This window comes from Desemzia sp. AGC72 (genome assembly GCF_057334175.1).
This window is the reverse complement of the sequence record NZ_JBHFIG010000009.1, coordinates 30,692-41,965: the sequence shown is the minus strand read 5'-3', so window position 1 is coordinate 41,965 and position 11,274 is coordinate 30,692. Positions and strand designations below refer to the sequence as shown.

The 11,274-nt window shown below is 29.2% G+C and carries 11 protein-coding genes; 6 read left to right on the top strand and 5 right to left on the bottom strand.

The annotated features are described in order from the left end of the window. Window positions 1-476 precede the first annotated feature (476 nt). Window positions 477-2,090: an ABC transporter ATP-binding protein gene (locus tag ACE025_RS05475; RefSeq protein ID WP_485938255.1), complete on the bottom strand. Its 1,614-nt coding sequence runs from the start codon at window positions 2,088-2,090 to the stop codon at window positions 477-479. A gap of 112 nt (window positions 2,091-2,202) precedes the next feature. On the opposite strand from ACE025_RS05475, the gene ACE025_RS05470 reads away from it, so the two are divergent. Then, on the top strand, window positions 2,203-3,066 hold the full coding sequence (locus ACE025_RS05470) for a helix-turn-helix domain-containing protein (protein WP_485938253.1): 864 nt from the start codon (window positions 2,203-2,205) through the stop codon (window positions 3,064-3,066). A gap of 465 nt (window positions 3,067-3,531) precedes the next feature. Here the strand turns inward: ACE025_RS05470 and ACE025_RS05465 are convergent, their stop codons facing one another. After that, window positions 3,532-4,083 carry a tyrosine-type recombinase/integrase gene (locus ACE025_RS05465; RefSeq protein ID WP_485938251.1) on the bottom strand — a complete coding sequence of 184 codons (552 nt, stop codon included), beginning with the start codon at window positions 4,081-4,083 and terminating at the stop codon, window positions 3,532-3,534. Window positions 4,084-4,296: 213 nt separating this feature from the next. Between ACE025_RS05465 and map the strand changes: the two genes are divergently transcribed. From map to ACE025_RS05445, 4 genes are all read left to right on the top strand, one after another. Continuing rightward, on the top strand, window positions 4,297-5,052 hold the full coding sequence (map, locus tag ACE025_RS05460; RefSeq protein ID WP_485938249.1) for a type I methionyl aminopeptidase: 756 nt from the start codon (window positions 4,297-4,299) through the stop codon (window positions 5,050-5,052). A gap of 866 nt (window positions 5,053-5,918) precedes the next feature. Continuing rightward, window positions 5,919-7,100: an SAP domain-containing protein gene (locus ACE025_RS05455; RefSeq protein WP_485938247.1), complete on the top strand. Its 1,182-nt coding sequence runs from the start codon at window positions 5,919-5,921 to the stop codon at window positions 7,098-7,100. 753 nt (window positions 7,101-7,853) lie between these two features. Further along, on the top strand, window positions 7,854-7,979 hold the full coding sequence (locus tag ACE025_RS05450) for a hypothetical protein (protein ID WP_485938245.1): 126 nt from the start codon (window positions 7,854-7,856) through the stop codon (window positions 7,977-7,979). 265 nt (window positions 7,980-8,244) lie between these two features. Then, window positions 8,245-8,400 carry a hypothetical protein gene (locus ACE025_RS05445; RefSeq protein WP_485938243.1) on the top strand — a complete coding sequence of 52 codons (156 nt, stop codon included), beginning with the start codon at window positions 8,245-8,247 and terminating at the stop codon, window positions 8,398-8,400. Between the two features lie 201 nt (window positions 8,401-8,601). On the opposite strand, the gene ACE025_RS05440 is transcribed toward ACE025_RS05445, so the two are convergent. Further along, entirely contained in the window at window positions 8,602-9,600 is a 999-nt protein-coding gene (locus ACE025_RS05440) for an exonuclease domain-containing protein (RefSeq protein WP_485938241.1), read from the bottom strand. A 149-nt stretch (window positions 9,601-9,749) separates the two neighbouring features. Between ACE025_RS05440 and ACE025_RS05435 the strand changes: the two genes are divergently transcribed. Further along, window positions 9,750-10,049, top strand: a complete 300-nt coding sequence (locus ACE025_RS05435; protein ID WP_485938239.1) for a hypothetical protein — start codon at window positions 9,750-9,752, stop codon at window positions 10,047-10,049. 634 nt (window positions 10,050-10,683) lie between these two features. On the opposite strand, the gene ACE025_RS05430 is transcribed toward ACE025_RS05435, so the two are convergent. Next, entirely contained in the window at window positions 10,684-10,956 is a 273-nt protein-coding gene (locus ACE025_RS05430; protein ID WP_485938237.1) for a type II toxin-antitoxin system RelE family toxin, read from the bottom strand. Next, window positions 10,957-11,178, bottom strand: coding sequence for a type II toxin-antitoxin system RelB family antitoxin (gene relB, locus ACE025_RS05425; RefSeq protein WP_485938235.1), 222 nt, complete (start codon window positions 11,176-11,178; stop codon window positions 10,957-10,959). Window positions 11,179-11,274 lie beyond the last annotated feature (96 nt).

The following is an 11,274-nucleotide window of genomic DNA, read 5'->3' as shown; positions in this document are numbered from 1 at the left end:
CCATTTTAAGTAGGGAACGATAAAGTTAGTTAAATGTAAAAATCAAAGAGACCCCTCATACAGCTATGAGGGGTCTCTTTAGTACTTTGGACGTTATATCAATTATTAACAAATAACAGAATTAAAAGTATATTATTGAAAGAAATTTTGATTTATTAATTCGAACTATTTTTTTGATATTTCAACAGTGAACATACATCTTACCTCTTTTTTTTAGAATGATTTTATTTTATGCAATTAGTAATTAAGTAATTAAGTAACTAAGTAACTAAATAACTAGTAAATAAGTGTTTAAGTAAGGAAATGATTAGTTACTAGGTACCGTATCATTTTAAACAAAGAACCCCTCCATAATAAAATGAATGGGGTTCTTTGTTTAATGGAGATTATGTAAATAAAAAGAGGGTGGGGGTTTTTTACCGACCTCTTTTTATTTTTTTGCTTATATTATTACTTATAACTTCAACCAGTTTAAGCTAGACAAATTCATTCAAATCTAATATGCCATGTAATTCTTCTTTTATTTCTTTGTTTAAATGATGAGAAATCATAATAATCATCTTATTTGGAATACTTAAAATAAATTTTTCAATAGAAATTGCTGTTTTGTAATCTAAACTAGAAGTACTTTCATCTAACAAAATAATATTGCTATCTCTGATAAGTCCTCTTGCTAGTGCCAAACGTTGCTTTTGACCTCCTGAAAAATTATTTCCATTTTCTGTTATAACTGTATCTAATTGTTTAGCATATTCATTTAAGCCAACATATTCTAAAACTTCTTTCATTTTTTTCTCTTCGATGTTATCGCCTAAATTAAGATTGTCTCTAATTGTTCCGTTAAAAACATAAGGACTTTGCTCTATATAGGTTACTTGTGATAATAGATCCCTTGTATCAATTTGATTGATATTTGAATGATTTAAGGTAATTTGTCCATTAGAAGGACTTAGATTTTTTATCATTAAGTTTAAGATCGTCGATTTACCTGTCCCGCTATCACCTGATATAGCGTACTTTTTACCTAATTCAAACGTGTAATTAATATCTTTAAATATCGACTGTTTGTCTTTATAACCAAACGTAAGATTTTTAAGCTCTATACCAGACTTTAAAGTGGATAGTGATTGTAACTCTTTTTGAGGTTTCTCTTCTAGTATATTGGCTGTATTGGAAAAGATATTGATTTTATCAATCAAAGGTTCAACGCTATTAATAGCGGCAATATATTGACTAAGATTCCCTACCGTATTAAATACATTAGAGGATAGAGAAGCTGTAGTTGTTAACATACCAACTGTTACACGACCTAATAAAGCAAGATAACCTGTTAATGCATAAGAACTAATTTGTCCTATAACGTTTCCTAAACCACCTACAATTGCAACTTTCGCCATAAAAGAAGTTTGGTTATTCTTAGAATTTTCTAAATTAGAAAATTCTTTTTTTAGCTCAGTTACAAGATAACCTAAATTGTTAAACACAAAGAATGTGCTAAATCCTGACAACAAATTAGTTGTTTTAGATATAAAGGATTCATTGGCTTCAGCAATTTTTACAGTAGATTCAGTCATTTTTTTTCCAAATATTTTAGGTAATTGCATAATGATAATAACTTCTACAATGGTCATAATCAATAATGACCAGTGGATATATAAAAGAGCAATTAAAGCTAAAGATAAGTTAATTGAATTAGCTACTAGCTCATAAAACATTAAAAATCCAGATTCTTCGATTTGATTAATATCATTACTTAACCAAGAGGTATAATACCCTTCATTTTTTTTCTTGAATTCTGTTGCAGATAATTTTTTTACTCTTTCCATTATTTTAAAACGTAAATGTTTCGACATTTTTTGTGTTGTTTTTCGAGACTGAATAATTTGAAAATAAGTAAAGATTAAGAAAATAGAAAAAACAATAATTAACTTAACAATGCTTGATAAAAACAACTCTAAATCAAATTTAATTAACGAATTAAGAATAGACGCATTGACAAAGCTTGCTAAGGTTGAACTAATCCCAGCTCCTAACATTAGGAAGAAAACTAATAGATTATCTTTCCAAAAGTATTTAATAATATTTCTCATTTTTTCCTCTCCTTCGTATACTTTCATATATAGTTATAGTTATAGTATATAGTGTTAAAAATAAAATATTTTAATGTGTCGTAAACTACAATTGAAAGGAGATATAAGATATATGAACATAGGTGAGGCATTAAAAAAAATACGTATCCAAAGAGATCTATCACAAAAAGAAATGTGTCATAATCTCATTACTACATCATACTATTCGAAAGTTGAACGTGGCGTTCATAAAATTAGTGCAGATAATTTATTTATTATTCTTCAAAAAAATAATATCTCTACCAATGAATTTCTAGAATTAGTTAATTTAGATGATATTTATAACGATTCTATAAATACTGCAATAGCTAACGAAATAGAGCAGGCCTATTATCAATTTGATACAAATCGTTTAGAACAACTAAAGAAAAATTTAAATACAGTATTTAACAAGGATGATTATAATTATAAATTTTATAATTCTTTAATCACTCTTACCCTAGTTAATATAAAACAAGATTTAACATTATTATCTGTGGAAGAAAAAGATTTCTTTAAACAAAAAATTTTTTCTATGAATAATTGGGATTCTTTCAGGTTAAGTTTGTATAATAATATGATTGATTTTTACGACTTGGATAGCAATATTTCTATTATTAATTCTATTGTTTCAAAACCTACTATAATTGAGCGTGAACCTTTGCTTGTAGAAACAATTATTATTAATTTCATTGGATTTTGCATTGAAAATAATAACGATAATTGTGCAAAATCATTTTTTGTTATTGTTGATTCTATTTCAACAAAACCAGATAATTTCTTTAATAAAAACATGTTTACTTTTTTTAAAAATCTAATTTATTATAGAGAATCTCAGAATGATTTATTTTTAGATCCGATTTTCGAGGCTATAAAAATATTTAATTTTTTAGCTATGCCAGAATATGGAACAAATTTAAAGTTGTTTTATGAAAAAAATAAACAAATTTCAGAATAGATATCTATTCTGAAATTTGTTTATTTTAGTGTAACGAGTATTTATGTATTGACTGTGGCTTTCCTTAAATTAAGGTTTAATGATTACGATGATCCAACCTGTAGTTTCGAACATGTTGATTACCTCCTTTAAGTTACTTACATATATTATTATTACTCTCTTAAAGTAGTGACAACACAAAATGTCGTAATCGACATTTTTAATATTATTTATCGTCTTTGTATAACTGCATTCATGTTAAATAGCGTATTATAAATCAAATATTAAAAATTACTTTAGAGATGATTCCACATAAAAAAGTAGATGTGCCAACTAAAAAATAGTCGGTACATCTACTAAAAATAATATTAATTAGTGTTTTTTATTTATCCATCGGTCACCCAATATATCAGTATTGGGTGACCTTTTTCTTCTAAACTAATTATATACGAAAATATGTTTGGTTGGAATAACCCAACGTATTTTTTAAAAACCTAGTCTAAAATTAAGTAAAGTCTCGCTGATTTCATCTTCATTGATTCCGATATAGCGTTTGGTAATTTTTTCGCTGCTATGACCGAATATTTCCATGAGTGTAGCCACGTCTTTGGTTTTCTTATAATAGTGGTACCCGAACGTCTTGCGCAGCGTGTGCGTGCCAATATCGTCCCGATCTAATAGTGCGGCGACCTTTTGAAACATCTGATAGACCGTATTGACTTCTAAATGACCGCCTTTGGCACTGGGAAACAAATAATCCTCTGGCTCCAAGTCTTTCGTGTAGTCCTGGATCAACTCCTGCAGGCTGCTTAAATATAAAATGCGCGTTTTCCCGGTTTTTTGCTCCACAATACGTGGGTTTTTCGAGGAAATCACGTCTTTTTTCTTTAATTTCACGATATCAGACATGCGCAAACCGCTATTAATGCCAATTAAAAACAGAAAAACATCCCGATCTGCATTTTTATTGCGGCGTAAACAGAATAAAAAATCGTTGATTTCTTGCTGCGTTCTTAATGGTTGTACATTATAACTCATTGAAATGGTCTCTCCTCTCACAAAACAGATACATGATTTCATTTATTATATCACGAAATCATGTATTGGACACCGGTATAAAAAAAGAACCCTATAGATATAGCATTCTGGATACACGATTTTATGGAATTTCATGTATGCATATAGTTATTCTTTGTTACAATAACTATATGCATACATCTAATTATTGGTGTAAAGAAATGAGGAATTTACGTGGTCACATTAAAATCAGAACGTGAAATAAATGCAATGGATGATTCAGGTACAGTATTAGCGAATATGCATATTACTTTACGTGACTTTATTAAACCTGGCATAACCAGCTGGGATATTGAAGAATTCTGTCATAAATTCATCTTAGATAATGGCGCAATACCTGAGCAAATTGGATTTGAAGATTATAAATATGCAACATGTATTAGCATAAATGATGAGATCTGTCATGGTTTTCCAAGAAAAGAAGTCCTTAAAAATGGAGATTTAATCAAAGTTGATACGGTTATTAATTTGAAAGGAGCTTTATCAGATTCCTGCTGGAGCTATGTGGTTGGAGAATCAACTCCTGAGAAGGAACATTTAATGGAAGTTGCTCTAAAAGCTATGTATAAAGGTATTGAACAGGCACAAGTTGGAAACCGTATAGGAGATATCGGTCATGCAATTCAAACGTACGTTGAAAGCGAGAATTTGTCCGTTGTAAGAGACTTCTTAGGTCATGGTGTCGGTCCAACATTACATGAAGATCCTCACGTTCCTCCCTATGGAGAACCAGGTAAAGGCCTACGGTTGAAAGAAGGCATGGTTATTACGGTTGAGCCTATGGTAAACACAGGAACATGGAAAGTAAAAATGGACGATAATGGTTGGACAGCCCGAACAAAAGACGGCGGATTAAGTTGCCAATACGAACACACGATAGCAATTACAAAAGAGGGCCCTCGTATTTTGACTTCTCAAAAAGATCAATAATTAAGACTATTTTCAGAAGAAATTAACGATTCAACGCAAAAAGGTCTGGTTAAAACCAGACCTTTTTGCGTTGAAAAATAACCTTAAACTAACAAATTTCTCAATACCCGTTTTTATGTAATTTCATGTATCATAAATTCTTGTTTAAAAAATAAAAATTTAAATATGTTATCTTTAAACAAAATATAACATAAGGAGTGCACTTTATATGGCTTTAACTTTAGTATGTTTCTTGTTTATAATTATTGTTATATCCAAGAATAAGGACAAATATCAAAAGTAAACAGAACATTGTTAAATCTGAGTTCTGTTTACTTGATTCTATCTAATTTCATGTATCTGATAATTGATGACAGTAGAGCAATACTAAAAAGGAGAGTTTTAATTGTCTAAACTACAAAATAGAGTAACTGTATTTTTAACTGTATTTTTTAGTACGATTTTGTTTGATCATACTATTGAACCCTTAATTACAAATAATGTTGTTAGTTTTATTGTTAGAGTTATCTTTTATGTTATGGTGATTTATATTGTTCAATTTTTTGCAGAAAAAATATTAACGAGAAAAAATGATTAGTTCGAATAGGGTCTACCTAAAATTGACACTTACCAGGTATTGATCTGATTGATTTTTCGCTGTCTATTATAAGTGTCGATTTAAATATTTAGGTTTCCTAACTTAAAAATCATGTATATAGACCCTTGATCTAATAAAGGTTTATATACACGATTTTAAGTAAAATCATGTATCCTAAAATGAAGAGAAGTTTGTCACAATAAGAATTAAGTAAAACTGAAAGGAATGATTAACGATAGATATGTTTGTCTACTACATAACATAAATCATCGAGAAGGAGATTATTATAATGAGACAATTTACAAAGGAAGAGATTAAAAAGTATCTAGAGGATACTAATGAAAATGTTATCCCTCTACAAGAAGTTCTAGGTAAATGTTTTATATGTGGTATACCACTTGATCAACTAGAACTTCCAGAAGGTCCAGAAAATCAGATTGTTTGTTTAAAAGACAGAAGCTATTTTGTTGAGTCATTTAACCGTTACGAAAACGAGGAAAGTGAACTAGAATTTGAACCTGAACTTTTAAAAAAAGATGACTCTGGTTTGATTCCTGGTGAAATAATCTTACTTGCTTGGTGTAGGGGCAAAAATACTGAAAGAAAGATTCCTAACTATTATATAAGTTATGCTGTTGATGTTGCTACATCTATTGATAAATTACTTAATAAAAACTTTTTAGAATATGGTAACTATCCTGAGCAGCTCAATGCCCTGACACTTCCACAGTTACGTGAATTACTAAAAGAAAATAAAATCAAGTCTAAAGGAATAAAGAAAGAGCTCGTACAACGACTATTAGATAACGACATACACCTTTCAAATATTCCTGAAGTTTTTAAGTTGACAAATGAGGGGGAGAAAATCCTTGAGTATAATGAACACATTGTATCAGCACATAAAGATAAATATTTCTCAGTTTATATGGCTGCGAGATATAGGAAAGCATTTCAGTATCCAATCCGTTTTGAAGAATTGAAACTAGGTGTATTAGATATTTTAATTGAAAAATACTCTAAAAAGAAATGGCTCTTTCCACGCAGCTTTACACTTAGCGAATGTTTAAGAGTGAAAGGGCACCATTTAGAAGTTTACTACAAGAACTACGAACAAGCCTTTGTCTATTATCTATTACTGATAATAATCAAACTTTATGATTTAACTAGAAAAATTCGTTTTGGTACAATAAGATTTGATTATATTGATATAGATAGATTAATTACTGTAGGTAATATAGATAAAAAGAAATTTGATTATTTGTTTGACCAAGCTTTAGGTTTAATTGATTTCGAAGGATATGATTTAGAGTTAATATTTTTGGACGAAATAGATGATCTTAGAGAGACTATTTGTAATATTGATTATATAAAGACTCAAGAATATATCGAAAAATATATTAGTGGTGACTTTTATATAGAGCATAGTCCTGTTAAACACTATATACTAATTTCTGATATTAAAAAATATTGAACTATTGAATTTAACATCCTAAAGATAAAAAAATAATATTTTAGCTTAGGTGGCTAACTTCATCATAAAATCCAGCAATAAAAGGTATATATTTAAATTTTTTCTGTCAATTATGTCTACGGTATTGATAGCTATACTTTTTCCTTTTTAGGATGAATGAGAAATTTGATTGTACAAGATTCTGAATACACGTTTCTATCTAATTTTATGTATTGTCTTTAAGTGTATACTTATAAATATAGTTAATAAGTAAAAATAATTTGACCCAAAATTTTTTTAGGATTTTTTTTTAAAACTATTAAATTAAGTTGTCAGTTAGATAAGAATGCTTTTCAAAAATCCCAAAAGCCTATTAAGGAATTAAAATAATTATCTTTGCCTGGTTTATAATTTATTTAATAATATTGCCACTTCGTCATATGATAATGTTAATAAACAATTACAGTATTTTAGTTTAGTTCTCATTCCAAATTCCAAACATTTTTTGAACTTCAGTATATCGTTTATATTTTAAATACATCATACTTAATTGTATAATATTGCTTTTTATAATGATATCTAGAATGAAATTACACTTTTACACTTGTAGAATTGTGTAAAAGTGTAATTAAATATCTGTTTTTTATAATTCTGTAATCTGTAGTCTCCATGTTTATTGCAATTTATTACAACAGATAGTCAATTTAAAAAAATCATTATAATAAATATTGAGAACAGAAGCCAATATCTAATTAATTTTACGGAGGTGCATTTATGGTTGTTCATAAAAATAAAGAGTTAACAAGAGCTGCAAAAAATTTAGCTAGTGATAAAACAAGTAAGAAAACAAAAAAAGAAGCCTCTAAAGTTTTAAATACTCATAAGAAAAAGAAGCATTAAACTACTCAATTACGGAAAAGAAGACGGAACTTAAGTATTTTTTTGAAAAAAGTACTCGTGTCTTCCCATTTTAAAAACTATGATTTATAACAACTAATGACTGTTGATTTAGCTTTATTTAACTCGAAACTTCTCTCTTCAACCATCTGATAATCTTTTCGATATGAGATTTTTATTAATTTTGTTATCTATGCGTAGACATATGTAACGAAATCTCCCACTTCTTCGTTATTATGTATAGCAAAGGAAAAAGGAGGTGAATCTTATGCCGTCAGAAAATGTCTACGTACAAATAAACCCTGCTATCTTAAAGGTCGTTGAAGAAATCCAAGACTATTTAGACACAACATTACTTATTCAGGCAACACAGCAGGAAATCATCGAAAATGCTATAGTTGCCCTACAAGCTCAATTCAGATAAATAATTAAGTAAAAAGGTAATCTACTGATTTTACATAGTAGAATACCTTTTTACTTAATTATCAGTTTATGTAATTCAAAAAAAAATTTATAAACTTCTCTTCTATGACCAATTTCTAGCATGAGAATAGTAACTGTCTTACTATTGGTATCGGCTATTAAACGATAATTACCAATTTCATCTTGTTTAGCTATCTAATACTCAAGGTAACATATCATAAAACACACTTTCTGATATAACTTCTATATCTTGGCCTTCTATTTTCATTTTTTCTGCTTTTTTTTGTTTAGCCGTTGCGTTTCCTTTAACATTTTTGCTATAAGAGATATCTCCCAAAACAAGATAATTAGTCTCCTTTGTAATACGGTCCTGAGGTTCTCCTCCTAAATTTTTAACTAATTGCATAGCATCTTTTCGAATCATGTTTTCCAGTTTCCCTGTAAAAACAATATATTTTCCAAAAAGAGGATTATCGGTATTAAATTCGTCATTTTCGGCGTTTATATCACTCGCTTTCACTTTACTAATGGATCTTTTTGAATATTTTGTAAATTCATCTAATCCAATTCCTTGTTCAATCTCCTTTCTTAGATGAGTGAAGACTTCTCCTGTAATACGACAGTCTCGTAAAGCTCTATGGTGGTCTTCATCCGAAATTCCGTAATACTTAATTAAATCTTTTAGTCTATGGCGTTCTAGTTCTCTTAGTTGCTTTCTCGCAATCCTCATAATGTCTATAAAATCATTAGTCATAGGTATATTTAAGTATTGAAGCGATGAATCATAGAGAAAATTGATATCAAAATTAACGTTGTATCCTACTAAAATATCATGTTGGATAAACTTTATAAAACCTTCAATCGCTTTACTTTCTGGAATTCCTTCTCGTTCAATCATTTCATTACTAATTCCCGTTAGTTGTGTAATAAAAGAATTAACATAGGTATTATCTTCGTATGTATTAGTAGGTTTAACTAACGCATTGTAACTACTTAAAACTTTGTTTCCGCTGAGTCTGATTGCGCCTATTTCAATAATAGAATCAAATCTAGGATCTAAACCAGTAGTTTCTATATCAATCAATATATATTCAGAAGGAAAGTCTATTAGGCTTCTACCTTTAAACTCTCGAATTGTTCTTTCTTTCTTTGCAGTATCTATTAATTTCAAACCATCTGCACCAAGCTCTATACTAAACATACTATAACCTCCTGAATATTTTTCAAAATAAATATAACACGTTTTATATACTTTAATTATAGAATATTTTTGTAATAAACTAAACCGTTGATCAAATATACTGTTATACTTGAACTAAAATAAGTATAGAAAAGGAGTGTATAAGCACATTGAGTAAAAATGTAATGAAAATATATAGTGACAACAATATATTTCTTGTAGAGCCTAAAAATTATGGTAAGTCTTCTGATATTATTTTTGGTGATGTTTTAAGAATATCGATTACCACAAACAATTCTTATTACTTTGCTACTGATATACCAGTAATTCATAAGAGTAATATTGTCTCGTCTAAAGAAGGCTCTGAAAGTGAATATCGTTTTTTTGAGTTATTAAGTAAGAAAAGAGAGATCCCATTTTCAAAAAAATTAGCTTCTGAATATAATCTGACAGACTACATAGAAGTATGAGAGTGCGTTATAAGAGTGTCAAATGAGATAGCAAAAGATAGATTGATCAAGTTATTAGAAATATTTCTCGAGATAAAATGATTAACGGAATTGATTAGGTGACTTGGGTGTATACTCCGGATGAATCAAATACGGTCAAGTCCTTATAAGTCGCAAGCTACAATCCTTATAGGTTATTCTTAAGCTCGCAACAGAAAAGGACTAATCAGCGATCACTAAACAAGTGGCTCACTATAATGCGTTAGGAGATTATCGATATTCCTTTAGTGGTGCCAGTTATAATAATGTATTTTATTGCCGCTTTCTCTCCGCTAATAGTCCAGTAGCTGCAAAAGTTGATATACATAGGTTATCGGTGTTATCATATGACATTTTTTTTGCTAGATTAGTGACAAATGATTTAACAAGAATAATCGGTATAGTGTTCTCTATCCTTAGCTTTCGAGCATTACTGATTTGTACATAAAAAAAGTAATACCAAAAATAAGTAATTTTTAAGGTGGTAGTCCTCGAACTGCTGCCCTACATACCTAATATAGATAAATGAATGAATTGGACCGAAAAAGGATTCTGTTACTTAAACCAAGTAGCAGAATCCTTTTATATTGAATATGTTTCACTCAATTTGAATGGTTTATTTATAAATTTCTCTTCTATGACCAATTTCTAGCATTAGAATAGTGACTGTCTCATCATTGATATCGGCTATTAACCGATAATCCCCAATTCGATAGCGCCACTCTCCTGATCGATTGGCCGTTAATCCTTTCCCATGCTGTCTAGGGTCCGTGCAATTCACTAAATTTTTTTGAATCCATCCCATAATTAAAAGAGCTTGGTGTTTATCCATCTTTTTTAATGCTTTTTGAGCTCCTTTTTCGAACTCGACTTGGTAACCTGAACTCATTTAATCAGATAGCTCCTTTAGCATATCCTCAAATGAAATACTTTGCGGATTTTCTTTGTGTTCGGCCATAGCTTGGTTATAAAGACCTAAATCAATTTCATCTTCAATTTTTTCCAAAACAGAATTTCTGAATAAGGCTGAAACTGAAATATTGTTTGCCTTAGCATACTCTTTGATTAATTTATCTTCTTCGTTATCAATTCTTAGCGATATGACACTCATTAAAATCAACCCCTCCATTTCTGTATATACATTGTAATACAAAAAGGAAGTGATATCAATTATTTTAAATAAAAAAATCTTAAATCTGAGGTGACA

Coding starts and splice junctions, on each gene's coding strand:
- ACE025_RS05475 (WP_485938255.1), bottom strand. CDS start 2,090: ATGAGAAATATTATTAAATACTTTTGGAAAGATAATCTATTAGTTTTC.
- ACE025_RS05470 (WP_485938253.1), top strand. CDS start 2,203: ATGAACATAGGTGAGGCATTAAAAAAAATACGTATCCAAAGAGATCTA.
- ACE025_RS05465 (WP_485938251.1), bottom strand. CDS start 4,083: ATGAGTTATAATGTACAACCATTAAGAACGCAGCAAGAAATCAACGAT.
- ACE025_RS05455 (WP_485938247.1), top strand. CDS start 5,919: ATGAGACAATTTACAAAGGAAGAGATTAAAAAGTATCTAGAGGATACT.
- ACE025_RS05450 (WP_485938245.1), top strand. CDS start 7,854: ATGGTTGTTCATAAAAATAAAGAGTTAACAAGAGCTGCAAAAAATTTA.
- ACE025_RS05445 (WP_485938243.1), top strand. CDS start 8,245: ATGCCGTCAGAAAATGTCTACGTACAAATAAACCCTGCTATCTTAAAG.
- ACE025_RS05440 (WP_485938241.1), bottom strand. CDS start 9,600: ATGTTTAGTATAGAGCTTGGTGCAGATGGTTTGAAATTAATAGATACT.
- ACE025_RS05430 (WP_485938237.1), bottom strand. CDS start 10,956: ATGAGTTCAGGTTACCAAGTCGAGTTCGAAAAAGGAGCTCAAAAAGCA.
- relB (WP_485938235.1), bottom strand. CDS start 11,178: ATGAGTGTCATATCGCTAAGAATTGATAACGAAGAAGATAAATTAATC.